Source organism: Serratia entomophila, assembly GCF_021462285.1.
Classification (GTDB): Bacteria; Pseudomonadota; Gammaproteobacteria; order Enterobacterales; family Enterobacteriaceae; genus Serratia; species Serratia entomophila.
Genome location: NZ_CP082787.1, coordinates 2,974,460 through 3,000,195 on the forward strand (window position 1 = coordinate 2,974,460; position 25,736 = coordinate 3,000,195).

The 25,736-nt window shown below is 62.0% G+C and carries 31 protein-coding genes; 12 read left to right on the forward strand and 19 right to left on the reverse strand.

Translation table 11 applies throughout. The features are described from left to right. The first annotated feature begins 3 nt into the window (after positions 1–3). From fliM to sra, 7 genes are all read left to right on the forward strand, one after another. Positions 4–1,008 (forward strand): flagellar motor switch protein FliM, encoded by a 1,005-nt coding sequence (gene fliM / locus KHA73_RS14470; protein ID WP_234585049.1) that lies wholly within the window; start codon positions 4–6, stop codon positions 1,006–1,008. Beyond that, entirely contained in the window at positions 1,001–1,417 is a 417-nt protein-coding gene (fliN, locus tag KHA73_RS14475) for a flagellar motor switch protein FliN (protein ID WP_234585051.1), read from the forward strand. The genes fliM and fliN overlap by 8 nt, the downstream gene beginning before the upstream one ends. Beyond that, complete coding sequence (gene fliO, locus KHA73_RS14480; protein ID WP_234585052.1) at positions 1,417–1,821, forward strand: flagellar biosynthetic protein FliO; 405 nt, start codon at positions 1,417–1,419, stop codon at positions 1,819–1,821. Before fliN ends, fliO begins: the two co-directional genes overlap by 1 nt. Further along, on the forward strand, positions 1,818–2,579 hold the full coding sequence (gene fliP / locus KHA73_RS14485) for a flagellar type III secretion system pore protein FliP (RefSeq protein ID WP_234585055.1): 762 nt from the start codon (positions 1,818–1,820) through the stop codon (positions 2,577–2,579). The genes fliO and fliP overlap by 4 nt, the downstream gene beginning before the upstream one ends. Positions 2,580–2,612: 33 nt before the next feature. After that, positions 2,613–2,882: a flagellar biosynthesis protein FliQ gene (gene fliQ / locus KHA73_RS14490; RefSeq protein WP_061794690.1), complete on the forward strand. Its 270-nt coding sequence runs from the start codon at positions 2,613–2,615 to the stop codon at positions 2,880–2,882. 2 nt (positions 2,883–2,884) lie between these two features. Continuing rightward, entirely contained in the window at positions 2,885–3,667 is a 783-nt protein-coding gene (gene fliR / locus KHA73_RS14495; protein ID WP_234585057.1) for a flagellar biosynthetic protein FliR, read from the forward strand. A 364-nt stretch (positions 3,668–4,031) separates the two neighbouring features. Then, positions 4,032–4,166, forward strand: a complete 135-nt coding sequence (gene sra / locus KHA73_RS14500) for a stationary-phase-induced ribosome-associated protein (protein WP_234585058.1) — start codon at positions 4,032–4,034, stop codon at positions 4,164–4,166. 269 nt (positions 4,167–4,435) lie between these two features. On the opposite strand, the gene flgL is transcribed toward sra, so the two are convergent. The 11 genes from flgL to flgB form a co-directional block, all read right to left on the reverse strand. Beyond that, on the reverse strand, positions 4,436–5,395 hold the full coding sequence (gene flgL, locus KHA73_RS14505) for a flagellar hook-associated protein FlgL (RefSeq protein WP_234585060.1): 960 nt from the start codon (positions 5,393–5,395) through the stop codon (positions 4,436–4,438). Positions 5,396–5,455: 60 nt separating this feature from the next. Then, entirely contained in the window at positions 5,456–7,102 is a 1,647-nt protein-coding gene (gene flgK, locus KHA73_RS14510) for a flagellar hook-associated protein FlgK (RefSeq protein WP_234585061.1), read from the reverse strand. A 206-nt stretch (positions 7,103–7,308) separates the two neighbouring features. Next, complete coding sequence (gene flgJ / locus KHA73_RS14515; protein WP_234585062.1) at positions 7,309–8,250, reverse strand: flagellar assembly peptidoglycan hydrolase FlgJ; 942 nt, start codon at positions 8,248–8,250, stop codon at positions 7,309–7,311. Then, complete coding sequence (locus KHA73_RS14520; RefSeq protein ID WP_234585063.1) at positions 8,250–9,350, reverse strand: flagellar basal body P-ring protein FlgI; 1,101 nt, start codon at positions 9,348–9,350, stop codon at positions 8,250–8,252. Before KHA73_RS14520 ends, flgJ begins: the two co-directional genes overlap by 1 nt. A gap of 43 nt (positions 9,351–9,393) precedes the next feature. Further along, positions 9,394–10,095 (reverse strand): flagellar basal body L-ring protein FlgH, encoded by a 702-nt coding sequence (gene flgH, locus KHA73_RS14525; protein ID WP_234591280.1) that lies wholly within the window; start codon positions 10,093–10,095, stop codon positions 9,394–9,396. Between the two features lie 78 nt (positions 10,096–10,173). Further along, the gene (gene flgG, locus KHA73_RS14530) at positions 10,174–10,956 is read right to left on the reverse strand and encodes a flagellar basal-body rod protein FlgG (RefSeq protein ID WP_234585064.1); all 783 of its coding nucleotides are present in this window, start codon (positions 10,954–10,956) and stop codon (positions 10,174–10,176) included. A gap of 18 nt (positions 10,957–10,974) precedes the next feature. Then, positions 10,975–11,730 carry a flagellar basal body rod protein FlgF gene (locus tag KHA73_RS14535; protein ID WP_234585065.1) on the reverse strand — a complete coding sequence of 252 codons (756 nt, stop codon included), beginning with the start codon at positions 11,728–11,730 and terminating at the stop codon, positions 10,975–10,977. 12 nt (positions 11,731–11,742) lie between these two features. Then, the gene (flgE, locus tag KHA73_RS14540) at positions 11,743–12,966 is read right to left on the reverse strand and encodes a flagellar hook protein FlgE (RefSeq protein WP_234585066.1); all 1,224 of its coding nucleotides are present in this window, start codon (positions 12,964–12,966) and stop codon (positions 11,743–11,745) included. 49 nt (positions 12,967–13,015) lie between these two features. Then, positions 13,016–13,693: a flagellar hook assembly protein FlgD gene (gene flgD, locus KHA73_RS14545; protein WP_234585067.1), complete on the reverse strand. Its 678-nt coding sequence runs from the start codon at positions 13,691–13,693 to the stop codon at positions 13,016–13,018. Between the two features lie 12 nt (positions 13,694–13,705). Then, positions 13,706–14,110: a flagellar basal body rod protein FlgC gene (gene flgC / locus KHA73_RS14550; protein ID WP_234585068.1), complete on the reverse strand. Its 405-nt coding sequence runs from the start codon at positions 14,108–14,110 to the stop codon at positions 13,706–13,708. A 5-nt stretch (positions 14,111–14,115) separates the two neighbouring features. Continuing rightward, on the reverse strand, positions 14,116–14,529 hold the full coding sequence (gene flgB / locus KHA73_RS14555) for a flagellar basal body rod protein FlgB (RefSeq protein ID WP_234585069.1): 414 nt from the start codon (positions 14,527–14,529) through the stop codon (positions 14,116–14,118). Between the two features lie 160 nt (positions 14,530–14,689). On the opposite strand from flgB, the gene flgA reads away from it, so the two are divergent. The 5 genes from flgA to KHA73_RS14580 all read left to right on the forward strand — a co-directional run bounded on the left by flgA (position 14,690) and on the right by KHA73_RS14580 (position 17,135). Next, the gene (flgA, locus tag KHA73_RS14560) at positions 14,690–15,343 is read left to right on the forward strand and encodes a flagellar basal body P-ring formation chaperone FlgA (protein WP_234585070.1); all 654 of its coding nucleotides are present in this window, start codon (positions 14,690–14,692) and stop codon (positions 15,341–15,343) included. Positions 15,344–15,470: 127 nt separating this feature from the next. Further along, the gene (gene flgM / locus KHA73_RS14565; protein WP_234585072.1) at positions 15,471–15,764 is read left to right on the forward strand and encodes a flagellar biosynthesis anti-sigma factor FlgM; all 294 of its coding nucleotides are present in this window, start codon (positions 15,471–15,473) and stop codon (positions 15,762–15,764) included. Between the two features lie 59 nt (positions 15,765–15,823). Beyond that, positions 15,824–16,258: a flagella synthesis protein FlgN gene (locus KHA73_RS14570; protein ID WP_234585073.1), complete on the forward strand. Its 435-nt coding sequence runs from the start codon at positions 15,824–15,826 to the stop codon at positions 16,256–16,258. Between the two features lie 207 nt (positions 16,259–16,465). Then, positions 16,466–16,900: a type II toxin-antitoxin system RelE/ParE family toxin gene (locus KHA73_RS14575; RefSeq protein ID WP_234585074.1), complete on the forward strand. Its 435-nt coding sequence runs from the start codon at positions 16,466–16,468 to the stop codon at positions 16,898–16,900. Beyond that, positions 16,833–17,135, forward strand: a complete 303-nt coding sequence (locus KHA73_RS14580) for a helix-turn-helix domain-containing protein (RefSeq protein ID WP_234585075.1) — start codon at positions 16,833–16,835, stop codon at positions 17,133–17,135. The genes KHA73_RS14575 and KHA73_RS14580 overlap by 68 nt, the downstream gene beginning before the upstream one ends. A gap of 9 nt (positions 17,136–17,144) precedes the next feature. On the opposite strand, the gene KHA73_RS14585 is transcribed toward KHA73_RS14580, so the two are convergent. The 8 genes from KHA73_RS14585 to KHA73_RS14620 all read right to left on the reverse strand — a co-directional run bounded on the left by KHA73_RS14585 (position 17,145) and on the right by KHA73_RS14620 (position 25,668). Then, the gene (locus tag KHA73_RS14585) at positions 17,145–17,549 is read right to left on the reverse strand and encodes a flagellar protein FlhE (protein WP_234591282.1); all 405 of its coding nucleotides are present in this window, start codon (positions 17,547–17,549) and stop codon (positions 17,145–17,147) included. Then, the gene (flhA, locus tag KHA73_RS14590) at positions 17,549–19,627 is read right to left on the reverse strand and encodes a flagellar biosynthesis protein FlhA (RefSeq protein ID WP_234585076.1); all 2,079 of its coding nucleotides are present in this window, start codon (positions 19,625–19,627) and stop codon (positions 17,549–17,551) included. Before flhA ends, KHA73_RS14585 begins: the two co-directional genes overlap by 1 nt. After that, positions 19,620–20,771 (reverse strand): flagellar biosynthesis protein FlhB, encoded by a 1,152-nt coding sequence (gene flhB / locus KHA73_RS14595; protein ID WP_234585077.1) that lies wholly within the window; start codon positions 20,769–20,771, stop codon positions 19,620–19,622. The genes flhA and flhB overlap by 8 nt, the downstream gene beginning before the upstream one ends. A 174-nt stretch (positions 20,772–20,945) precedes the next feature. Further along, positions 20,946–21,590, reverse strand: a complete 645-nt coding sequence (gene cheZ / locus KHA73_RS14600) for a protein phosphatase CheZ (protein ID WP_234585078.1) — start codon at positions 21,588–21,590, stop codon at positions 20,946–20,948. A 10-nt stretch (positions 21,591–21,600) separates the two neighbouring features. Then, positions 21,601–21,990, reverse strand: a complete 390-nt coding sequence (gene cheY, locus KHA73_RS14605; RefSeq protein WP_006326141.1) for a chemotaxis response regulator CheY — start codon at positions 21,988–21,990, stop codon at positions 21,601–21,603. A 102-nt stretch (positions 21,991–22,092) separates the two neighbouring features. Further along, positions 22,093–23,142, reverse strand: coding sequence for a protein-glutamate methylesterase/protein-glutamine glutaminase (locus KHA73_RS14610; protein WP_234585079.1), 1,050 nt, complete (start codon positions 23,140–23,142; stop codon positions 22,093–22,095). After that, positions 23,142–24,014, reverse strand: coding sequence for a protein-glutamate O-methyltransferase CheR (cheR, locus tag KHA73_RS14615; protein ID WP_234585080.1), 873 nt, complete (start codon positions 24,012–24,014; stop codon positions 23,142–23,144). The genes KHA73_RS14610 and cheR overlap by 1 nt, the downstream gene beginning before the upstream one ends. A gap of 28 nt (positions 24,015–24,042) precedes the next feature. Next, positions 24,043–25,668: a methyl-accepting chemotaxis protein gene (locus KHA73_RS14620; protein ID WP_234585081.1), complete on the reverse strand. Its 1,626-nt coding sequence runs from the start codon at positions 25,666–25,668 to the stop codon at positions 24,043–24,045. Between the last annotated feature and the right edge of the window lie 68 nt (positions 25,669–25,736).

Below are 25,736 nucleotides of genomic sequence, written 5' to 3' on the forward strand. Positions count from 1 at the left end.
ACTATGGGCGACAGCATACTTTCACAGGCAGAGATCGACGCCTTGCTCAACGGCGACAGCGCGGGTGACGAACCCGAAGCGGTGGTCGGCAACGAGAGCGAGGTCAAGCCTTACGATCCGACCACCCAGCGCCGCGTGGTGCGCGAACGGCTGCACGCACTGGAAATCATCAACGAACGTTTTGCCCGGCAGTTCCGCATGGGGTTATTCAACCTGCTGCGCCGCAGCCCGGACATCACCGTCGGCCCGATCAAGATCCAGCCGTACCACGAGTTTGCCCGCAACCTGCCGGTACCGACCAACCTGAACCTGGTGCACCTGAACCCGCTGCGCGGCACCGCGCTGTTCGTGTTCGCGCCCAGCCTGGTGTTTATCGCCGTCGATAACCTGTTCGGCGGCGACGGCCGCTTCCCGACCAAGGTCGAAGGCCGCGAGTTCACCCCCACCGAACAGCGGGTGATCAAACGCATGCTGCGCCTGGCGCTGGACGCCTACGGCGACGCCTGGAGCGCCATTTACAAGATCAGCGTGGAATACGTGCGTGCCGAGATGCAGGTGAAGTTCACCAACATCACCACCTCGCCGAACGACATCGTGGTCACCACGCCGTTCCAGGTGGAGATTGGCGCGCTGACCGGCGAGTTCAACATCTGCATTCCGTTCGCCATGATCGAACCGCTGCGCGAATTGCTGACCAACCCGCCGCTGGAAAACTCCCGGCAGGAAGACAGCCACTGGCGCGAAACGCTGGTGAAGCAGGTGCAGCATTCCGAGCTGGAACTGATCGCCAACTTCGTCGATATCCCGATGCGGCTGTCGAAGATCCTGAAGCTGCAGCCGGGCGACGTATTGCCGATAGACAAACCGGAGCGCCTGATCGCCCATGTGGACGGCGTCCCGGTGCTGACCAGCCAATACGGCACGTTAAACGGGCAGTACGCCCTGCGTGTCGAACATTTGATTAACCCTATTTTGAATGCTCTGAGTGAGGAACAGCCCAATGAGTGATCCTAAGCAACCGTCTGGCGAAGGAAAGGAATCCGTAGACGATCTGTGGGCTGATGCGTTTAACGAGCAGCAGTCGACAGAGAAATCCGGCGCGACCACCGAAGGGGTGTTCAAGTCGCTGGAAGCTCAGGATGCGCTCGGCAGCCTGCAGGATATCGATCTGATCCTGGATATCCCGGTCAAGCTGACCGTGGAACTGGGGCGCACCAAGATGACCATCAAAGAGCTGCTGCGCCTGTCGCAAGGTTCGGTGGTGGCGTTGGACGGGCTGGCCGGCGAACCGCTGGATATCCTGATCAACGGCTATCTGATCGCCCAGGGTGAGGTGGTAGTGGTGGCCGATAAATTCGGCGTGCGCATTACCGACATCATTACCCCTTCCGAACGCATGCGCCGCCTGAGCCGCTGATGACCACCGGCGCGCCCGTCACAACTCAGGTTACCCAGCAACCCGCCGCGCCGGCCCTGCCGGCCGGTTCGGTTCTGATGCAGGTCAGCAGCGCGCTCGGCGGCATTCTGCTGCTGATCCTGCTGGCCGGCTGGTTGTTTCGCCGGCTGGGGTTCGCCCCGCAGGCGCGCAACGGCAAGCTGCTCAACCTGCGCGCCAGTTGCCAGGTTGGCCAACGTGAACGCGTGGTGGTGGTCGAAGTGGATAACACCTGGCTGGTGTTGGGGGTGACCGCCCAACAGATAACCCCACTGCATACCCTGGCCGCACCGCCGCAGGGCGTGGATGCGGCCGCAACGGCGGCGCCGGCGGACTTCCGTCAGCTGCTGCAAAAAGTTCTGAAACGCCCGGAAAAATCGGCATGATCCCTAATCGACGTCCCCTTGCCCGCCATCCGGCGGTTTGGCTCCCCGCCGCCCTGCTGTTGTTCAGCCCGGCGGCGTTGGCGCAGTTGCCCGGCTTGATCAGCCAGCCGTTGGCTAACGGCGGCCAAAGCTGGTCGTTGCCGGTACAGACGCTGGTGCTGCTGACCTCGCTCAGCTTCCTGCCGGCCATGCTGTTGATGATGACCAGCTTCACGCGCATCATCATCGTGCTCGGCCTGCTGCGCAACGCCCTCGGCACGCCTTCCGCACCGCCGAATCAGGTGATGCTCGGCCTGGCGCTGTTCCTGACGTTTTTCATCATGTCGCCGGTGTTCGACAAGGTCTATCAGGATGCCTATTTACCGTTCAGCCAGGACAAGATCGGCCTGGACATGGCGCTGGACAAAGGTTCGCAGCCATTGCGCGAGTTTATGCTGCGCCAAACGCGTGAAACCGACCTGGCGCTGTACGCCAAGCTGGCCAATCAGCCGCCGCTGGCCGGCCCGGAAGCGGTGCCGATGCGCATCCTGCTGCCCGCGTACGTCACCAGCGAGCTGAAGACCGCCTTCCAGATTGGCTTCACGGTGTTTATTCCTTTCCTGATTATCGATCTGGTGGTGGCCAGCGTACTGATGGCGCTGGGGATGATGATGGTGCCGCCGGCGACCATCTCGCTGCCGTTCAAACTGATGCTGTTCGTGCTGGTCGATGGCTGGCAGCTGCTGCTCGGCTCGCTGGCGCAGAGTTTTTATTCCTAACCCGGCGCTCACGCCGCCTTTGAAGGACGCATAATGACACCCGAATCGGTCATGGCACTGGGCACCGAAGCGATGAAAGTGGCGCTGGCGTTGGCCGCCCCGCTGCTGCTGGCGGCGCTGATCAGCGGCCTGGTGGTCAGCCTGCTGCAGGCCGCCACCCAGATCAACGAAATGACGCTGTCGTTCATCCCCAAGATTCTGGCGGTGTTCGCCACCATCGTGATCGCCGGCCCCTGGATGCTGAATCTGCTGCTGGACTACATGCGCATGCTGTTCAGCAACCTGCCCAACCTGATCGGCTGACCGTGCTCACCTTCGACAGCGCCCAGTTCGGCGTATGGCTCAGCCAATATTTCTGGCCGCTGCTGCGCATTTTGGCGCTGATCGGCAGCGCGCCGCTATTCAGCGAGAAGCAAATCAGCAAAAAGGTGAAAATCGGCCTCGGCGGCCTGATCGTTATCCTCATCGCACCGACGCTGCCCACCAGCAATATCCCGATATTCTCCGCCGCCGGCCTGTGGCTGGCCATCCAACAGATCCTGATCGGCGTGGCGCTGGGGCTGACCATGCAGTTCGCCTTTGCGGCGGTGCGGCTGGCCGGCGAGGTGATCGGCATGCAAATGGGGCTGTCGTTCGCCACCTTCTTCGATCCCAGCGGCGGGCCGAACATGCCGGTGCTGGCCAGGCTGCTCAACCTGCTGGCGATGCTGCTGTTCCTCAGCTTCGACGGCCACCTGTGGCTGATTTCCCTGCTGGCGGACAGCTTCCACACCCTGCCGGTCCAAACCCGGCCGCTGAACGGCAACGGCTTCCTGGTGCTGACCCAGGTCGGCTCGCTGATCTTCATCAACGGCCTGATGCTGGCGCTGCCGCTGATCTGCCTGCTGCTGACGCTCAACATGGCGCTCGGCCTGCTCAACCGCATGACGCCGCAGCTGTCGGTGTTTGTTATCGGTTTCCCAGTCACCATGACCATCGGCATCATGACGCTCGGCATGATGATGCCGATGCTGGCGCCGTTCTGCGAGCACCTGTTCGGCGAGGTCTTCGACCGGCTGGCGGCGGTGATCGGCGGCATGACTTTCTGAATTCCGCAGGCCGCCCCCTCCTCCCGCCTCTCTTTCCCCTGAGACAAAATGGCAATAAAAACGCTTTCTTGGGACAAAAGCCTGAGAAACCCCTTTTATCCGGATTAAGGTTCAAATGTCTCCAGCGGCTTGAATAAAAAAATACCCAACCTAGAATAGACCCGGTAACGAAATGTTATTTCGCACTATTTTATAGATTAACGGCAATAAAAATTCGTTTATTCCTTAGGGATAAAATTTAAAAATAACTTAGCCACGCACTTATACCCTGCGCGGCAGGCACCGTACACCCTAAATAAATGCGTCCGGCGCCTGCCGGCTGCGGGGCGCAGCATCGACCTTGGCTAACCACAGGAGCGACATCATGATTAAAGCGAAAAGCAACCGCAAGGCACGCCGATTATTCGGTTTGACTCACTGGAAAAGCAACAAGTTTAAAATTGCTTTCACCGAGACGTCCGCCGGCGGTGAATGGAAAGTGGTGAAGAAAAAGAAATAACCGCCAACTGCTGACGAATAATATAAAAAATATCCTCTCGCGCTGAATTCCATAATGCCGATCGGCATTAACTCAGGCTAGCGCATTTATCCTTCCACTGCGCGAAATAAAAAAAGGCACGTCACTCAAACTTTTCGTGGGAGAAAAAGTGACGTGCCAAACAAGTGCGCCCGGTTTCAAGAATTCCCTACCCCTGCGTCGCAGCGATAACGTTTTCTAAGCGCACCCAAGGGAAACCCGTCGTGGTGACACGCCGGGGTAGTGCCTGGTTAACGATTCATCTGGAACAGCGACATGCCCTGCATATCGCCGAAGGTTTTATACGATGCCTGCAACGCCGCCTGCTGCATAAAGTATGCGGAGATCGACTCAGCCAGATCCGCATCCGTCAGCGCGCTCATCTGCACCCGGTTGGTCATGTCGCGCTCTTTGCCGATGCTGTCCAACTGATCCATTTCCTGCAGCTGGCTGCCCAACTCGGCGCGCACGCTCAGCACCTTGTTATAGGAGTTGTCCATGCCGCGGTTAGCCTTGGCCAGGGCGTCGGTTACCTGCTGTTTGGTGGCGTCGTCCGCATCCTGCAGCGGGGTTTTCAGCGCCTGCAGCGCAATATCGATGCTCTCGAAGACGTTGGCGACCGGCGCGCTGCCGTCCGGCTCGGGTTTCGGATTGCTGGTCAGCGACATAAACACCGTATTGCCGGTATGGCCGATAGTCATGGTGCGGTTGGCGTCCACCTTCTGCTCGACCGCCTTGTCGCCGCCCTGATAGCTCACCTTGCCGCCTTCATCGACGAACGGCGGCTTGTCGTTCACATAGCCGCCGAACATGTAGCGCCCGTTGCCGTCGGTGCTGTTGGCCTGGTTGAGCAGCTGATCTTTCAGCCCCTGCAGTTGGGTGGCCAGCGAATCGCGGTCGTTATCGCTTTCGGTACCGCCGGCGTTGACGATCAGCGACTTGATGTCGGCGATGGTCGAGGTTGCGCCGGCCAGCACGTTTTCTTCCATCGAGACGTTCTGCCGGGCGAAGGTGCGCGCCAGAGTGTACTGGTTATTTTCCGCCTGCGACTGTGACAGCATCACCGCCTGCGACGCCGCCAGCGGATCGTCGGACGGGTTAATCACCCGTTTGCCGGTCGACAGCTGCTCGGCGGCCTTCATAAACAGCGACTGGTTGCCGGTGATGCCGGACATGTTTTGTTGGTACATCATGCTGGTGCTCATGCGCATGCTGCAGATTCCTTACTCTGAGCGATCGGCGCCCCGTCAGGGGCCCGGTCGGCAATTAAATCAACGAATGCTTAACAGGGTGTCAAACAGCGAGCTGGCGGTTTCCACCACCTTCGCGTTAGCCATGTAATACTGCTGGAAACGCAGCAACTCGCCGTATTCTTCATCCAGGTTGACGCCGGAAATCGACTGCTGCTGCCGGGCCAGCTGCGTAACGATGTTGGCCTGCGAGGTGGTGGCGACCTTGGCGGAGGCGGTCTGGTTGCCGATGCTGCTGACCAGGCCGGCGTAGGCGCCGCTGAAGGTGGCTTTGCCGTCCACCCGCTTCTGGGTTTGCAGATCGATCAGCTTTTTGGCGTTGTCGTTGTCGCCGCGGCCGCTGTCGTCCTTGCTGGCGGCGGCGATTTTCGACGAGTCGCTGATGGCGACCTTCAGGGTGCCGGCCACGTCGCTGACCGGCTTCACGGTGAAGCTGTCTTTGGCCTGGGCGTCGCCGTCGATGCTGACCTGCAGGCCATCGAAGTTGAGCGTCGGCTTGCCGTCTGCGTCGGTGCCGGCGGTGGCGTTGACCTTAACGTTGTCCGGCAGGCGGCTTACCTGCCAGTTGCTGCCGTCGAACTCGACGCGATAGTCGTTGGCCTTCACCTTGCCGGTATCGGTGTAGGACACCGACAGCGAGGCGTCGCCGGTATTGCGGGTGTTGTCCACCACGCGGCCGCCGCCGAAGCTGAAGAAGTCGGTGCCGGCGTCACCGTTAAGATCGAAGCCCGCGCGGTGCTGCTGGTTAAAGCTGTCCGCCAGCGCCAGGGCTATCTGCCCCAGCTGATTGCGGGCGCTGTCCAACGTTTCACTGCGAAACTTCATCACGCCGCTCAGGCTGCCGCTGTTGATCTGCCCCTCCGGCACCTCGCTGGCGCCGTGGCCGCGGTCATACCCCAGGGTCAGTCGTGAAGGATCGCTGCTGGAAGGCACCGCCGCCACCTGATAGGTGGTGCTGCCCTGCACCAGGGTCAGGCCGTTGGCGAACGAGACCGTATAGGCGTCGCCGTCCTGCTGGGTCACCTGTACGCCCACCACTTTATTCAATTCGGTCACCAGCTGATCGCGCTGATCCAGCAAGGCGTTCGGTTCGCCGCCGCTGCCGCGCAGGCGGGTGATCTCGTCGTTCAGTCTGGCGATCTGCTGGCTGTAACTGTTGATCTGCTGCGCGCTGTCGCCGATCTGCTGATTGACGCCGCTGTCCATATCGCGCAGATACTTATCGGTGTTGTTGAACTGGTTAACCAGGCCGTTGCCCTTGCCCAGCACCGTCTGGCGCGCCGCGTCGTCGCCGGAGTTGCTCACCAGGTTCTGCAGGTTGGTGAAGAAGTCCTGCATGTTGGTCGACAAAGAGTTGGTTTTGCTCGCCAGCAGGTTGTCGATTTGCGAGATTTTATCGTAGTAAGTGCCCTGCGCTTCCGCATTGCTCTGTGCGCCGCGCAGCTGGGTGGTGATGAACTGGTTGTATTCGCGGTTAACGCTGGTGACGGTCACGCCGTTGCCGATAAAACCGTTCATGGTGCTCAGGCCGCCGTTCTGCGCCAGGATGGCGGTCTGGCGGTTATAGCCGGCCACGTTGTAGTTGGAAATATTATTGCTGACGGTGCTGAGCGCCACCTGTGCCGCATTCAGCCCGCTCATCGCGGTGTTGATTAAGCTATTGGACATCGGGATTCCTTATGCTGCGGCGCCTGCGGCCCACAGGGTTCAATTAAGATGCCGAGCCTGTTCGCTCAGCCTGTCTCGGTTATCGGCAAAAACGGAAAAAACTTGAGGAAAAAAAGCGGCCTCACGCTCAGCCTCCGGCTAGCCCTTCTTACCCTCTATCCCCTAAATAATTGGCGTTGCCGCGAGGCGGCAAGCATGAAGGGGGTTTAGAACAAATCTTGCAAATCGTGGGTATAGGCCTTCACCGCCTGCTCGCCGGCGCTCTTCATCTGCTGGATAACGCTGACCAGCTTGCTGGCGTACTGCGGGTCGGTGGCGTACCCGGCCCGCTGCAGGGCGTGCGCCGCCTGCTCCGGGCTGCGGGCGGCCGCCACGTCGGCATAGCGCGGGTTGCTGGTCAGCAGCTTGACGTAGTCGGCGATCGCCTCGACGTAAGATCCGTAAACGCGGAATTTCGCCTTGACCTTCTTCGCCGCCCCCTGCTCGAATTCGGTGGTGGTTATCTCGGTGACCGGACCATCCCAGCTGCTCCCCGCCTTGATGCCGAACAGGTTGTAGCTCGGCGCGCCGCCGGCGGTCGGGATCTCGCGCTGGCCCCAGCCGGACTCCAGCGCCGCCTGCGCCACGATCAGCTGATGCGGAATGCCGCTCTGCTGGCTGGCGACCCGCGCCGGGATCGACAGGCGGGCGACAAAGTTGCCGTTGTTCAGCGACATCGGCGCCGCCGGCGGCGCTTTCGGCACCGCGCGACGAATCATCTGCTCCAGCGCCTGATTCGGCAGCGTTTGCAGCACCTCATTGTCCAGCGCCATCGGCGACGTGCCTGCCGTTTCGCTCGGCGCGCCGTTGGCGTTGGTCATCTGTTTCACCATCATGTCGGCCAACCCCAGCCCCTTCTGCGACATCTGCTGGGCGATCTGCTGGTCGTACATCGAGGTGTAAAGCCGCGTTTGCTCGCTGCTCAGCACGCCGTCCTGCGGCAGCGCGGCGCGCATGCTCTTCAGCATCATCTGCACGAACATGCCCTCGACCTGCTGCGCCACCTGTTTCAGGTTGCCCTGCGGATCGGCCGCCGCATCGCGCTTCAGCCCATTCAGCGCCTGGGCGTCATAGGCCGCGCCCGACATCGCCATCAAGTCGCCGGCCATCAGATGATTTCCAGTTTGGCGCGCAGGCAGCCGGCGCTCTGCATCGCCTGCAGGATCGACATCAGATCGATCGGCGTGGCGCCCAGCGCATTCAGCGCGCGGATCACGTTGTTCAGGTTGGCGCTGGCGTTGACCTTCTGCAGCGAACCGCCCTGCTGCTGCATCGAGATCTGGGTGTTCGGCGTCACCACCGTTTGCCCGCCGCCAAACGGCGTGTTCGGCTGGCTGACGGTATTTTGCCGATCGACCACCACCGACAGATTGCCCTGCGCCACCGCGCAAGAGTCCAGGATCACGTCGCGGTTCATCACCACCGAGCCGGTGCGCGAGTTGATGATCACCTTGGCGTCAATCGCCCCGACGCTGATCGGGATATTTTGGATCTCCGCCAGAAAACGCACCTGCGAGCTGTTGCCCTGCGGCACCAGTACCTGAATGGTGCGGGCGTCGAGCGGCGACGCGGTGCCGCCGCCGCGCTGGCGGTTGATGGCGTCGCTGATCTGCTGCGCCAGGGTGAAATCTTCGTCGTTCAGCTGCAAGTTAATCACGCCGCCGCTGCCGAAGGTGGTCGGCAATTCGCGCTCTATGGTGGCGCCATTGCTGATGCGCCCGCCGGCCAGCTGGTTGACCTGCACGCTGCTGCCGCCCGCCGCCGCGCCGGCGCCGCCCACCAGCACGTTGCCCTGCGCCAGCGCGTAGACTTGATTGTCCACGCCTTTCAGCGGCGTCATCAGCAAGGTGCCGCCGCGCAGGCTTTTGGCGTTGCCCATCGATGACACCACCACGTCGATATTCTGCCCGGTGCGCGAAAACGGCGGCAGCTTGGCGGTCACCATCACCGCCGCCACGTTTTTCAGCTGCATGTTGGTGCCCGGCGGCACGGTAATGCCCAGCTGCGACAGCATGTTGCTCAGGCTTTGGGTGGTGAACGGCGTTTGCATGGTCTGGTCGCCGGAGCCGTCCAGCCCCACCACCAGCCCGTAGCCGATCAGGGCGTTGTCGCGCACCCCCTGCACCGTCACCAGATCGCGGATGCGCTCCGCCGCCGCCGGCAGGCTTATCGTTCCGATCAGCAAAACCATCAGGAATTTTTTTATCATTGGAACCTCATTCGCCTTAGCCAAAAGGCGTTATAGCCTGAACTCAAAACGGTGAAACATTTAAGAAGAAGCGCTGCAGCCAGCCCATGGTCTGCGCCTCGTTGATATAGCCGTTGCCGACGTATTCAATGCGCGCGTCCGCCACCTGGGTGGAAGTGACCGAGTTATTGCCGCTGATGGTGCGCGGGTTGACCACGCCGGAGAAGCGGATGAACTCGGTGCCCTGGTTGATGGCAATCTGTTTTTCCCCCACCACGTGCAGGTTGCCGTTGACCAATACCTGATTGACCGTCACGGTGATGGTGCCGCTGAAGGTGTTGTTGGCGTTGGCCCCGCCCTTGCCGCCGAAGGTGCTGTCGCCGGAGATATCCATGTCGGCGCGCGCATTGCCCAACAGGCCGCTCAGATAGCGCGGCGAGGTGGCGACGCCGAACTTGCTGGCGCCGTTGCGGCTGGCGTTGGCGGAAGAGCTCTTGCTGGCGCTGACGTTCTCTTGCAGCACTATGGTCAGGGTGTCGCCGACGTTGCGCGGACGGCGGTCTTCAAACAGCGGCTGATAGCCGTAGTTCATCGGCTGCACGGTCTGGAAAATAGAACCGTTCGGCACCGGCGCCCCCGCCGGTGCGGGCTGCGCCGTGGTAGCGCCGTCCACCAGGGGTTTATGCGGAATGTAAGCGCAGCCGCTCAGCGTCAGCATCACCATTCCCGCCAGCCAGCGTTGTCCCTGCCGCGGCAGGGTTGCCATCGAATATGTGGTTACCACGGGTATCGCCTTTGTTTCACGAAATTGGGGTTGCGGGCGCAGCGGGGCTGCGCCCGTCAATTACAGTTGCGTCAGTTTTTGCAGCATCTGATCGGAAGTCGACACCGCCTTGCTGTTGATCTCGTAAGCGCGCTGAGTCTGGATCATGTTGACCAACTCTTCCGCCACGTTGACGTTGGAGGTTTCCACATAGCCCTGATACAGCAGGCCGGCGCCGTTCAGGCCCGGCACGCTGCCGGTCGGCTCGCCCGAGCTTTCGGTTTGCTGATACAGATTCTCGCCGATGCTCTCCAGACCGCTGTCGTTCACGAAGGTGGTCAACTCCAGCTGGCCCACCTGCTGGGCGGTGGTTTGCCCCTGCTGGGTGACGCTGACGGTGCCGTCGCGGCCGATGGTGATGCTCAGGGCGTTGGCCGGAATGCTGATCGCCGGCTGCACCTGGAAGCCGCTGGCGGTCACCAGTTGGCCGTTTTTGTCCGTCTGGAACGAACCGTCGCGGGTATAGGCCTGGCTGCCGTCCGGCAACAGCACCTGGAAGAAGCCCTGTCCCTTGATGGCCACGTCCTTGCTGTTGTTGGTCTGCGACAGGTTGCCCTGGCTGTGCAGACGCTCGGTCGCCACCGGCCGCACGCCGGTGCCAATCTGCAGGCCGGAAGGCAGCGTGGTTTGCTCGGAGGACTGCGCCCCCGGCTGACGCATGGTCTGGTACAGCAAATCTTCAAACACCGCGCGCTGGCGTTTGAAGCCGTTGGTGCTGACGTTGGCCAGGTTGTTGGCGATCACGTCCATATTGGTCTGCTGCGCATCCAGACCGGTCTTGGCAATCCATAACGATGGGATCATTGATTATTTCCTTGCTGCTTAACTCATCGACAACAGTGAGTTGGCGCGCTGTTCGTTTTCATCCACGCTGTGGATGACCTTCATCTGCATTTCGAAACGGCGGGCGTTGGCTATCATGTCGACCATGGTTTCCACCGGTTTGACGTTGCTGCCTTCCAGTACCCCCGGCATCACCCGCACCAGCGGATCGTTCTGCAATTGGTTGCCCCGCAGCCGCTGAGCGTCCGGCGTCAGATGGAACAGGCCATCGTCACCGCGCATCACTTCGCGCGCATCGGCCTTCACCAGCTTCAAACGCCCGATCTGCGCGATGTTTTCCGGCGGATCGCCGGCATTCAACGCCGAAATGGTGCCGTCGGCGGCGATGGTTACCTCCGCCGACGGCGGCACCTCGATCGGCCCGCCGTCGCCCATCAGCGGCATACCCTGCACCGTCAGCTGCCCGGTGGAGGAGATCTGAATGTTGCCGTTGCGGGTATAGGCCTCGCTGCCGTCCGGCTGGCGCAACGCCAAAAAACCGTCCTGCTGCAGCGCCACGTCCAACGGGCGTGCGGTGTAGTTCAGCGCGCCCTGGCTCATGTCTGCGCCCGGGGTCGAAGCGGCCACCAGCGTACGGGTGGCCAGCGTCGGGCCGTCAACCGGCACGGCGCGCAGCGCCGACAGCTGGGCGCGAAAGCCCGGCGTCGACGCATTGGACAGGTTGTTGGCGGTCACCGCCTGCTGCTCCAGCGTCTGGCGCGCCGCGCCCATCGCGGTATAAATCGCGTGATCCATGGCTCAATCCTATTAGCGCAGGCTGACCAGCGTCTGCAGGATAGAATCCTGCGTTTTGATGGTCTGGGCGTTGGACTGGTAGTTGCGCTGGGCGACGATCATGTTCACCAGTTCCTGGCTGAGATCGACGTTGGACGATTCCAGCGCGCCGCTGGCCAATTTGCCGAGGCCGCCGCTGCCCGCCAGGCCGACGCGCGGCTGGCCGGAGGCGCCGGTTTCCTGCCACAGGTTATCGCCCTGCGAAGCCAGGCCTTCCGGGTTGGAGAAGTTGGCCATCACGATCTGCCCCAGCACCTGGGTCTGCTGGTTGGAATAGATGCCCACCACCGTGCCGTCGTTGTTGATCTGGAAGTTGGTGTATTCACCGGCCGCATAACCGTCTTGCGATACCTTACTGACCGAGTCGCTGCTGACGTTCTGCTGCATGCTGCCGGCGAAGCTCAGGGTGAGGTTCTGCGCCGGGGCGCCGTCTTTGGCGGCCATCGGGATCAGCATGCTGAAGTCGCCGGCTGCGCCCTGGGCGCTGGTGGTGCTCACCAGGTTGCCGCTGGTGCTGAATTCCATGGTGCCGGCATTCACCGGTTCCGCACTGCCGTCCTGGGTGTAGACCTGCCACTTGTTGTCGGCGGTTTTCACAAAGTAGGCGTTGATGTTGTGCGCATTGCCCAGCGAGTCATAGGCGGTGATGGTGTTGACGTAGTTGTAGCTGTCCTGCTTGGTCGGATCGAACTTGTCGTTTTCCGGCACCTTGTGGGTGGACTTCAGGTTGGCCACCATGGTACCGGAGGTGGATGCCTTGGCGTTCATCATGCCTTCGGGAATGCTCAGCGGCACCGGGTTGGCGCCCTGCTGAATGGTCGGCGGCGTGCCGGCCGCCGGGTAACCGGTCAGCTGCAGGCCCTGCATGTTGGTCAGGTTGCGGTTTTCGTCCAGCTTGAACTGGCCGTTGCGGGTGTAGAAGATGCCGCCGTCCTTGTCCTGCATGCGGAAGAAGCCGCTGCCGGTAATGGCCACGTCCAGCGCGCGGCTGGTGCCGGTGGTGGTGCCGCCCTTGAAGTTCTGGGTAATGCCGGACACCTTGACGCCCAACCCGACCTGCGAGCCGGCGAACATGTCGGCGAAGGAGACGCTGCCGGATTTAAAGCCGGCGGTGGCGGAGTTGGCGATGTTGTTGCCAATCACGTCCAGGTTGGTTGCTGCCGCGTTCAAGCCGCTGACTGCCTGAGAAAAGGCCATGTTATTCTCCGAATGAGTTTGCGTATAACTGAGTGAAAGAGTGGTTGGGCTACAAGATCTGCCGTACTTCTTCGAGCGTGGCGTTACCCGCCAGGCCGAGATCCAGCTTGGCGCCGTCGCCGTCGCGGATCACGCCGTTGACCAGGCCGAAGTGCAGGCTGCGCGCCACCAGCTGTTCGCCGTTGCCCTTGGCGTTGACAGCCACTTTGTAGGCGCCGTCCGGCGCCGCGCTGCCGTCGTCCAGCGAGCCGTCCCAGGTGAACGAGTGCACGCCGGCGGTCAGGCCGCCGATGTCAATGGTGCGCACCACCTGGCCGCTGGCGTTGGTGATGGTGGCGGTAACCTGATCGGCGGCGCGCTCCAGCTCAACGCCAAACGGCGTGGTGCTGACTTTGCCGTCTTTGCTGCCCGCCAGAATAGTGTCGCCGGGCACCATCACCCCGTGGCCGATCAGCGCAGTGGCCTGCAGTGACTGATTGCTGTTGATCTGGCCGGAAATGGAACCCAGCGTGGTATTCAGTTTCTCGATGCCCTGAACGGTGTTGATCTGCGCCAGCTGCGAGGTCAGCTCGTTGTTCTGCATCGGGTTGGTCGGATCCTGGTTCTTCAACTGCGCCACCAGCAGCTTCAGGAAACTGTCGCTCAGATCCTGGCTGTTGGTGTTTTTGCCGTTGGCGCCGAGGATGGTGTCATCCAGCGAGGGCTTGGTGGTTGGGGAAACTGACATGGAAATCTCCGGTTACTGACCCAGCGTCAGGGTTTTCATCATCATCGACTTGGTGGTGTTGAGCACCTCGACGTTGGCCTGGTAGCTGCGGGAGGCGGAAATGGTGTTGACCATCTCGCCTACCACGTCGACGTTCGGCATGCGCACGTAACCCTTGGCGTCCGCCAACGGGTTGCCCGGCTGGTACACCAGGCGTTCCGGCGCCGGATCGTCCACCACCTGCGCCACGCGCACGCCGCCGGTCGGCTGGCCGGGTGCGGCCGCCACTTCGAACACCACCTGTTTGGCGCGATAGGGCTGGCCGTCCGGGCCGGTGACGCTGTCGGCGTTGGCCATATTGCTGGCGCTGACGTTCATGCGCTGCGACTGGGCGGACAGCGCCGAGCCGGAGATATCAAATATATTCAGTAATGACATGAGCCTTATCCTTGTTGCAGCACCGACATCATCCCTTTGATCTGGCCGCCGATCAGCGTCAGGTCGGTCTGATATTTCAGGCTGTTGTCAGCGAAGTTGGTGCGCTCGCGATCCATGTCCACCGTGTTGCCGTCCATCGACGGCTGATCCGGCACCCGGAACAGTAAATCGAGCTGCGGCGGCTGCATGTTCTGTGCCGGTATATGGCGCGCGGCGGTCAGGTTCAGCGCAATGCCGCTGCCGCTGGCGCGCCCCTGTTCCAGCACCTTGTTCAGTTGGCTGGCGAAATCGATGTCCCGCGCCTGATAGCCCGGCGTGTCTGCGTTGGCGATGTTGGCGGCCAGGATTTCCTGCCGCTGGGCGCGCAGGTTCAACGCCTCTTGACTAAAGCGCAGAGCCGCGTCCAATTTGTCGAGCATGCTCCCTCCGCGAGGTTAGAATTTGGAGCCGACAGCATAAACGCCCCTTCTGCCAGCCTATCGCGGGAATAAGGGCAAAATGGGCCGCTATTTATCTGCTTAGCCTGCGTGCCGTCCCGGTACACTTACGCGTATCCCGATGAGGCTTGAGAAGATGACGATGAAAGGTAAAATGCTGCTGCTTGTCGGCCTGCTGTGCAGTTTTGGCGCCCGCTCAGAGGATCTGGCGGCGCAGATTGAAAGCTTCATCAAGAGCCGCTTCAGCGACGAAGCGGTGCGTGTCAAGGTACTGGTGCACACGCCGGCGGCGCAATGGCCGCAGTGCGAGCTGCCGCAGCTGTCGATGCCGCAGAGCACCCGCCTGTGGGGCAATCTCAGCTTCTCGGTCCGCTGCGGCCAGGAGCGCCGCTTTATCCAGGCCCAGGTGCAGGTGACCGGGCGCTATCTGGTCTCGGCGCGCAGCATCATCGCAGGCAGCCGTTTAACGCCGGCGGACGTCACGCTGAAAACCGGCCGGCTGGACAGGCTACCGCCGCTCACCCTGACCGATGCGGACAACGCGCTCGGCAGCGTCAGCCTGCGCAATGTCATTCCCGGCCAGCCGCTGACGCTCGCCATGCTGCGCCGCGCCTGGGTGGTCAAAGCCGGTCAGTCGGTTCAGGTCACCGCCCAGGGGGAAGGGTTTAACGTCAGCGGCGCCGGCAAGGCCTTGAACAACGCCGCCGCCAAAGACAGCGTGCGCGTACGTATGGCATCGGGCCAGACGGTCAGCGGCATCGCCGGTAGCGACGGCAGCATTCGCATCACGTTATAAAAGTGTAAAGGTTTGCCAAACCTTGCCGATAAGAAAAATATAGGCAGTATTTTATTGGCCACCAGGGCCGCAAAACTATCATTTCAGCGTTGTCGCCCGGTGGCGATGGCGCAGATGGAGAGTGAACATGAGCATCGATCGCACCCAGCGGCTGCACCCGGTTCCAACGGTGCAACCGCGTGAAACGCCGGCCGACAACCCGCTGCAGCCGCGCAAGGCCGCAACCGCGGAAACCGCCGTCAGCGGCACCCAGGTTAAATTGAGCGAAGCGCAAGCCCGCCTGATGCAGCCTGGGACCCAGGACATCGATATGGGCCGGGTGGAAGCCATCAAACAGGCGATCCGCAGCGGCGAATTGAAGATGGATACCGGAAAGATCGCCGACGCGCTGCTGCAGAATGCGCAGAGCGATATGCAATAGCACCCCGAGCGCGGCCGATGGCGCGGCGACCGGGAATATCTGAAGGATAATCGACCACCATGGAAAACCTGGCACCCTTGCTGGATAGCCTGCTGGAAACCTTGCGAACGCTGGATACGACGCTGGCGGAAGAACATCATCTGCTGTGTTCGGGCCAGTTGCCCGGCGTGGCGCTGCAGCGCGTCACCGACGCCAAAAGCCAGCTGTTAGCGACGGTCAACTACCTGGAACAGCAGCGGCGCGGGCAGGAGAACGCCCAGGGCCTGCAGGCGCCCTATCGCGGGCAGCCTCATCTGGCGGAGCGCTGGCGGCAGGTGCAACAGCTGAGCCAGACGCTGAGAGAGAAAAATCAGCACAACGGCATGCTGCTCAATCAGCAGATCGACCACAACGCGCAGGCGCTGGCCATTCTGAGCAAACAAAACAAATCGCTCTATGGCCCGGATGGCCAATCGCGCGGCAATAGCCTGCTGGGACGTAAAATCGGCGTCTGAACCCTCTTCTTCGCCCGGGGCTGCCGGGCGTGCGCTGCCGATCGCATCATCACTCTACACTCTGCCGTTTACCGCTGTTTATTCGCACAGCATCACGCATCCTTTAGGTTAACGCCTTGCCTGCGCCAGCCGGGTCCGCAACCCTGTGTCGGTTTTTAAACCCCTTGATATATACCCTAATCGGGTATAAATTTCACAGGAGAGTGAATGACCGACATTTATCTCACCAAAACCTTCCAGGCCTTCGCCGCCGGTGAACGCATCCGCGATGCCGCAATAATAAAAGCCGCGCGCGAAATGCAAAATCAGCTGTATGACGCCAACCTCGGCGGCTGCGTGTATAAAAAACGCATCGCCCGCCCCGGCGGCGGTAAACGCAACGGCTATCGCGTGCTGATCGCCTTTTGCGATGAAAATCGCCTGTTTTTCATGCGCGGCTTTGCCAAAAATGAAAGGGAAAACATCACGGCGGATGAATTGCAGGGCTTGAAACATCTGGCTGCGCTTTATCTGGACTACAGCCCTTTCCGGCTGTATCAGCTGGTCAATAGCAAAACATTGAGGAAGTTAAGCGATGAGCAAGATCCTTGCCGAGATCCATCAGGAAGTTCAGGGGCTGCATCAGGCGGGATTCGTCGATGACGTCACCATGCGCACCTTCGACATGCTGTGCCTGCGGCCGGTCAAACACTACGGCCCGGCGGATATCCGCGCGCTGCGCGAACGCGAAAACGTCAGCCAGCCGGTGTTCGCGCTGTACCTGAACGTCAGCAAAAAAGCGGTGCAAAAATGGGAGCGCGGCGAAGCGCAACCCAACTCCGCCGCCATGAAGCTGCTTTCGCTTATCGACCGCAACGGCCTGGCGATATTGGCCTGAAACGGCCGATCATTGGTAGTTAACGATCACCTGATTGCCGATCACCCGCAGCGGCGGATTCAGCCCTCCGCGCGACTGCACGTAGTAAACGAAGCGCAACTCCGAATTGGCGGGTTCCCCCTGCAGCCCGTTGCTGGTGCCGCTGCCGCCCCCCAGGGCAATGCACCGGTTCAGGGTGCACAGCAGCACCTGCAGGCCGGCCGGCTCGCCCGACAGCAGGCGATAGCGCCAGCTGACGCTGGTGATGCGCGCATTGGCGTCCGGCAGCGCGTTAGGCGGCCGCAACCCGTCGGAGGTATCGCGCACGCCCCCCTGCTCCAGCGTTACGCCGGCGCCCTCGGCCACCCAGGAGCCGGACACCGCTTCGGCCAGCAACGGCATCAGCAACAACAGCGCGGGCAGGCAGCGTTTCATCATGCGGCTCCAATGGTTGAGGTCATGCGAATTTGCCGGTCGTCGTTGATTTCCAGATTCGACAGCACCGCCATTTGCGGCAGGCTGCGGCGCAGGAAGCGGGCCAGCAACGCGCGCAGCGCATGATTGACCAGCAATACCGGCGGCGCGCTGAGCATTTCCTGCCGCTGCAGGGCCTGCTTCGCCTGTTCCAGCAGGCGATCCGCCAACCCCGGCTCCAGCCCGCCGCCGCCCTGCAGCGCCTGCAGCAACAGCCGCTCCAGCTGGGTATCCAGGCCGATAACCTGGATTTCGCCGTTGCCCGGGAACCACTGTTGAGCGATCGCCCGGCCCAGCGCCACCCGCACCACCGTGGTCAGTTCATAAGGATCGCTTTGCGTCGGCGCATGTTCCGCCAGCGTTTCAATGATGGTGCGCATATCACGGATCGACACCCGTTCCGCCAGCAGGTTTTGCAACACCTTGTGCAGCGTGGTCAGCGAAACCACGCCCGGCACGAAGTCTTCGGTCAGCTTCGGCATCTCCTGCGAGACGCGATCCAGCAGCTGTTGGGTTTCCTGGCGGCCAAACAGCTCGCTGGCGAATTGGCCAATCAGGTGATTGAGGTGCGTCGCCACCACGGTGCTGGCCTCCACCACGGTAAAGCCCTGGATCTGCGCCTGCTCGCGCAGCGCGCTGTCGATCCACACCGCTTCCAGCCCAAAGGCCGGATCGACGGTTTTATCTCCCGCCAGCTCACCCACCGCGTTGCCGGGGTTAATCGCCAGCCAGCGGCCCGGCTGCGCCTCACCGCTGCCGATTTCCACCCCTTTCATCAGGATGCGGTAGCTGGCGGGCGGCAACTCCAGGTTATCGCGGATGTGCACCACCGGCGGCAGATAGCCCATATCCTGAGCGAATTTCTTGCGGATGCCGCGGATACGCCCGAGCAGTTCGCCGTTTTGCTGGAAATCGACCATCGGGATCAGCCGGTAACCGACCTCCATGCCCAGCGGGTCCTCCAGCTGTACGTCGGACCAGCTGGCCTCCGCCGCCTGCGGATTTTCCTGTATTACCGGCGCTTCGGCCGCTTTCGGCGCCTGTTGTTCGCGGCCGCGCAGCCACCAGGCCAGCCCCAGCAAGGCGGCGGTAAACAGCAGGAACACCAGGTTCGGCATGCCCGGCACCAGGCCCAGCAACCCCAGCACGGCGGCGCTGAGCAGCATCACCCGCGGGTTGTTGAACAGCTGGCCGACCATCTGCTCGCCCACGTCCTGATCGGTCGCCACCCGGGTGACAATCACGCCTGCTGCGGTAGAAATCACCAACGCGGGGATCTGCGCCACCAGCCCGTCGCCGATGGTCAACAGCGTATAGCTTTCCGCCGCCGCCCCCAGCTCCATGCCGTGTTGGATCACACCCACCAACAGGCCGCCGACCACGTTCAGCACCATAATCATCAGGCCGGCGACCGCATCACCGCGCACGAACTTGCTGGCGCCGTCCATCGAGCCGTAGAAATCCGCTTCCTGCGTCACTTCGGCGCGGCGCTTTTTGGCCTCGTCTTCGCCGATCAGCCCGGCGTTGAGGTCGGCGTCGATCGCCATCTGCTTGCCCGGCATGCCGTCCAGCACGAAGCGCGCGCCCACTTCGGCGATGCGCCCGGCGCCCTTGGTGATCACCATAAAGTTGATCAACACCAAAATGATAAACACCACGATGCCGATGGCGAAGTTGCCGCCCACCAGGAAATGGCCGAAGGCTTCCACCACGCGGCCGGCCGCGGCCGAACCGGTATGCCCTTCCATCAGGATGATGCGCGTCGAGGCCACGTTGAGCGACAGCCGCAGCAGCGTGGAGAACAGCAGAATGGTCGGGAAAGCGGCGAATTCCAGCGTGCGCTGGGTGAACATCGCCACCAGCAGCACCATGATCGACAGTGCGATGTTGAAGGTGAACAGCAAATCGAGAACGAACGCCGGCAATGGCAACACCATCATCGACAGGATCATCAGGATCAGTATCGGGCCGGCCAGCACCTGCCACTGCGTATCTTTAAAATTGCCCGGCAAACGAAGCAGGGAGGCCAAATTAGCCATCAGAGTCACTCTCTCCAGCAAAATCCAGTGCTTCCGGCACCGGTAAACGTTCAGGTTTTTTCGGGATCAGGCCGCCTTCGCGCCGCCAGCGGCGCAGCTGATATACCCAAGCCAGCACCTCGGCGACCGCGGCATACAGCGTGGCCGGGATATGTTGTCCAATCTCGCTGTGTCGATACAGCGCGCGCGCCAGCGGCGGCGCCTCGAGCATCGGGATGCGGTGTTCAGCGCCCAGCTCGCGAATGCGCAGCGCAATTTCGCCGGCCCCCTTGGCCAGCACTTTCGGCGCGCTCATTTTCTTGTCGTTGTACTGCAGCGCCACGGCGTAGTGCGTCGGGTTGGTAACGATCACGTCGGCCTTCGGCACGTCGGCCATCATGCGCCGCCGGGCGATCGCCCGCTGCTGTTGGCGGATGCGCCCCTTAACGTGCGGATCCCCTTCCTGGTCCTTGAACTCGTCGCGGATATCCTGCTTGGTCATCTTCAGCTTCTTGAAGTGGCTCCACAGCTGATAAAACACGTCGAACGCCACCATTGGCGTCAGCCCCAGCACCACCAACAGGCCGCAAAAAATAATCATCTGCAGCGCATTGCCCAACGCGTCAAGCGGCTGTTGCGTCACCAGGTGCAGCATCGCCGCCCAGTTGTGCCACAGATACAAACCGGTAATCCACCCCACCAGCGTCGCCTTCAGGACGCCCTTCAGCAGTTCCGCCAGCACCTGGCTGGAGAAGATGCGCTTCAGCCCGGACAGCGGGTTCATGCGTTTTAAATCAAACTTGATCGACTTGCCGCTGAACAAAATGCCGCCCAGCAGCATCGGCGCGGCGATCGCCACCAGCACCAATCCCGCCATGATCGGCAGCAGCGCCCAGACCGCCTGGCGCAGCAGCATGCCCAGCTGACGCAGCATCTGTTTGTCGTTGCTGACCATGCCGTGGTCGAAATGCAGCCCCTGGGTCAACATCATCGCCAGCTGTTGCGCCATATTGCCGCCGGAGACCCAAACGATCGCCAGCCCGGCCACCAGCATCAGCACCGAGGTCAGCTCGCGCGAACGCGGGATCTGGCCATCTTCGCGCGCCTTTTCCAGCCTATGGGGCGTGGGGGCCTCGCTTTTTTCCAGATCGCTGTCTTCAGCCACGGGCCGTTCCTGTGCCGGGAGAGAATAGAATGGCGGTCAGCATGCCAAAAAAATGCCGATGTCATTGGCGGAACAGCGGGGAAAAAAGCGGGTTATTTATGGGATGACGAAGAAGAGCCGGCATTGCGCCGACATCGGGCATCTGGGGCGCAGCAGTCTGCGCCCCGCCAAGGGTCAAAAACCGAGGCTGTCGAGCAGATCGTCGACCTGCGCCTGGTTGGCTATCACGCCGGCGCCGTTTTGGTCCAGCTGCGGGCCGTTGAGCAGGCTGTCGTTCGGCCGCTTCTCTTTCACCGGCTGCTCCGGGATATTTTCCATCAGCACCATCAGCAGCTGCTTTTCTATCTCCTGCACCACGTCCATCATGCGCTTGATCACCTGGCCGGTCAGATCCTGGAAGTCCTGCGCCATCATGATTTCCAGCAGCTGCGCATTGGTAAAGGCGGTGTGATCCGGCACCCGATCCAGGTATTGCCGGGTGTCGGTGACCAGGACGCGCGCGTCGGCCAGATCGATCGGGTTGGCGAACCACGCATCCCAGCGGCCTTTCAGCGCCGTGGCGCCCGACTCCAGCTCCGCCTGACGCGGCTGCGCCGCCTCCACGCAGTTCAACGCCCGTTCCGCCGCCTGCGCCGTCATGGTTACCACATAATCAAGACGGTCGCGCGCATCCGGGATCGCCTCTGCCGCCTGGGCGATCGCCTGATCGAGCCCCAGTTCGCGCATGCTGTCGCGCAGCATGCGAGTCAGTTGGCCGATGCGGGAAATGATCTCTCCCGCGGTCGCTGCATCGCTGGCAGGCATTGGAATCTCTCTCATCGCCCTCTCCTTACATGCCCAGTTTTTCGAAAATCTTATTGAGCTTTTCTTCCAGCGTCGCCGCCGTAAAAGGTTTCACCACGTAACCGCTGGCGCCGGCCTGCGCCGCCGCGATAATGTTTTCTTTTTTGGCTTCCGCCGTCACCATCAGCACCGGCATGGCGGCCAGCGCACCGTCGGCGCGAATGGTCTGCAACAGCTCCAGGCCGTCCATGTTCGGCATGTTCCAGTCGGACACCACGAAGTCGAAGCCGCCGGCGCGCAGCTTGTTCAACGCATCCGCGCCGTCTTCCGCCTCTTCGACGTTGTTGAAGCCCAACTCTTTCAGCAAATTCCTGACGATGCGACGCATAGTGGAAAAATCGTCCACCACCAGAAATCTGAGATTCTTGTCTGCCATTGCTACTCCTGAAGTGTTTAACCGTTTAACTATTCAAAACAGCGGCCCGCCCTGCGGCGGCCGCTGGCCCTATGCCCGCAGGGTTCGCCCTGCGGTATAAAATCAAATGCGCAGCGCCTGCCCGCCGGCGATCTGCGCCAGCATCCGCAGGCTCATCTTGTCCAGCTCCACCACTTCGCTGACGCCGCCGCCGGCGATGGCTTCGCGCGGCATGCCGAACACCACGCAGCTGGCTTCGTTTTGCGCCAGGGTGCAGGCGCCGGCGCGGTGCATCTCGAGCATGCCGGCCGCGCCGTCGTTGCCCATGCCGGTGAGGATCACCCCCACCGCATTGCGGCCGGCGTACTGCGCCACCGAGCGGAACAGCACGTCCACCGACGGGCGGTGGCGGTTAACCGCCGGGCCGTCGTGCAGCTTGATCTGGTAATTGGCGCCGCTGCGCGTCAGCTCCAGGTGGCGGTCGCCCGGGGCGATGTAGGCATGGCCCGGCAACACCCGTTCGCCGTCTTCCGCCTCTTTCACCGTGATTTGGCACAGCTTGTTCAGCCGTTCGGCAAACGATCGGGTAAAGCCCGGCGGCATATGCTGCGTGATCAACAAGGCCGGGCTGGTGGCCGGCAGCGGCTGCAACACCTGGCGGATCGCCTCGGTGCCGCCGGTGGACGCGCCGATGGCGATCAGCTTTTCGCTGCTCAGCAGCGGCGCGTGGCTGAGGATCGCCGGCGCCGTGCTGACGGATCGCTGCGGCAGCCGCGCCTTGGCGGCGGTGCGGATCTTCTCGGCGATCAGCTCGCTGTAGGCCAGCATGCCTTCGCGAATGCCGAGCTGCGGCTTGGTGACGAAGTCCACCGCCCCCAGTTCCAGCGCACGCAGGGTGATCTCCGAACCCTTGCCGGTCAGCGACGACACCATCACCACCGGCATCGGCCGCAGGCGCATCAGCTTCTCGAGGAAGTCCAGCCCGTCCATGCGCGGCATCTCGACGTCCAGCGTCAGCACCTGCGGGTTAAACTTCTTGATCAGATCGCGCGCCACCAGCGGGTCCGGCGCGGTCGCCACCATCTCCATATCGGGATGTCCGTTGACAATCTCGGTCATCAGCTGCCGCATCAGGGCCGAATCGTCTACGCACAGTACTCTGATTTTGTTCATTACCTCTCCTTGGTCAGCCCATATACGGTTTGCCCACGCAGGTAGAAATCCCGGCTGATCTGGCTGAAGTTCTCGGAGTGGCCGGCGAACATCAACCCCCCCGGTTTAAGCAAGGGCACAAAGCGGCGCAGGATGCGCTCCTGCGTCGCTTTATCAAAATAGATCATGACGTTGCGGCAAAATATGGCGTCGAACTGCCCCGGCAGCGCCCACTCCGGCGCCAGCAGGTTCAGCGGCTGGAAGTTCACCCGCGCCGCCAGCTCCGGCCGCACCCGCACCAGCCCCTGATGCGGCCCGGTGCCGCGCAAAAAATAGCGCTGCATCTGCGCCGGCGTCAGGGTGCGCAAATCCTCCTGGCGATAAACCCCCGCCTCGGCCTTCTCCAACACCTGGGTATCGATGTCGCTGGCCCAAACCTGGCAGCCGGTCGCGCGTTGCCCCAGCGCTTCGCTGAGGGTGATGGCGATCGAGTACGGCTCTTCGCCGGTGGACGCCGCGGTGCTCCAGACGCTGTAGCCGTTGGGCCGTGAACGCGCATGTTCCGCCAGGATCGGGAAGTGGTGCGCCTCCCGGAAAAACGCCGTCAGGTTGGTGGTCAGCGCATTGATAAACGCTTGCCATTCGGCGCTGTTCGGGTCGCTCTCCAGCAGCGCCAGGTAGTCGCCGAAGTCATTCAGGCCCAGCAGCCGCAGGCGGCGCACCAGGCGGTTGTACACCATCTCGCGCTTGTGTTCCGCCAGCACGATGCCGGCGCGCTGATAAATCAGCTGGCTGATGCGGCGAAAATGCACGTCCGACAGCGGCAAACGCTGCACCATTTGCGTCAGCAACGACGCCGGGTCTCGATTTTGGGTTGAGGGCGCCTGCTTCATGCCTGCTCGCTCAGGTAAAACGGGTTGCTTATGCGCTTTGACAATCTGGGGCTTCCTTTACCACGGGTAAAACTGCGTCATGACTGTTACCTGGCGCGGCGACGTTGTCGTCCGCCAGACGGAATACCGACACCGCATCCGCCAGGGTGATCGCCTGGTCTTCAAGTGCGGTGGCGGCCGAGGCGGCCTCTTCCACCAGCGCGGCGTTCTGCTGAGTGACCTGATCCATCTGGGTGACCGCCTGCGTGACCTGTTCGATGCCGCGGCTCTGTTCATCCGAAGCCGAAGCGATTTCGCCCATGATGTCGGTCACCCGGGTTACCGAACGCACGATGTCCTGCATGGTGGCGCCCGAGTTTTCCACCAGCACCGATCCCTGCTTAACGCGGCTGACCGACTCGTCGATCAGGCCCTTGATTTCTTTCGCCGCCTGGGCGCTGCGGCTCGCCAGGTTGCGCACTTCACCGGCCACCACGGCGAAACCGCGGCCCTGCTCTCCGGCGCGCGCCGCTTCCACCGCCGCATTGAGCGCCAGAATATTGGTCTGGAAAGCGATAGCGTCGATCACGCTGGTGATGGCGCCGATCTTCTGCGAACTGTTGGCGATCTCATGCATGGTTGTCACTACGTCGCCGGCCAGCGCGCCGCCCCTGCCGGCGGTGGCCGAAGCGTCGCGCGCCAGCTGTGAAGCCTGCCGCGCATTGTCGGCGTTCTGTTTCACCGTGGCGGTCAGCTGTTCCATGCTGGCGGCGGTTTCCTCCAGCGAGGCGGCCTGCTGTTCGGTGCGCGAAGAGAGATCGTTATTGCCTTCAGAAATCTCCTGCAGGCCAATCAGTATCGACTCCGCGCCGTCGCGCACCGCACCGACGGTACCGATCAGCGACTGCTGCATGCGCTGCAGGCTGGCGAACAGTTGGCTGATTTCGTTGCGGCCATACACCTGGATCGGCGCGGCCAAATCGCCGGCGGCAATGCGGTCAAAATGGTTGCGCATGATGTTCAACGGCTGCACCAGCATGGTTCGCAGCCACCACATGGCGCTGCCGGTGACCACGATCAGCATCAGCACCGCGCCGCCCACCAGCCAGCCGGACAGCGTGAAGGAGAGCTGATTGGCGCTGTTGGCCTGGCCGACGTTGGCGTTCACCAGCTGCAGATACTGCACAAAATCGGCCTCAAACAGGTCCTGAGTTTTTTGCGTCGGCTGATCCATAAACGCCTGCAGGTTATCGTTTTCCAGGAAGCCAATCAGTTCGCGCAGCGCGCCGCGCAGGCGCTCATAGCTGGCCTGGGTGGCTGCGGTCAGCTGCTGTTCCTGCTCGCTGGTGCGCTCCACCGCCAGAAACTGATTGAAGTAGAGATCGGCTTTTTGCAGCGAACTGCGGGCATTGCCCATCAGCGCGTTCACCTGCTCCTGCGGCAACTTCAGCGCGGCGCGGGTGCCCGCCCGATTCAGGGTATTGCGCGCCTGCAGCAGCGATACCCAGCTCAGGCTGAGCGCGTCGCGCTGCTGGCTGCCGAGGGCAATAAGGTTAAGGTTGTGGTTATCGGATCGAAAAGCGGTGTAGGACAGGCCGCTGGTGGCCAACTGCATAACGCAAAAAGTCATCAACAACAGAAACAGACTGGTAGAGACGCGGATTCGGTTAAACACTGTGAACCTCCTTGCGGCCGGCCGGAAGCCCGCCTGCGTAGGGAAAGGGGCCTCTCCCTCAGAGAGGC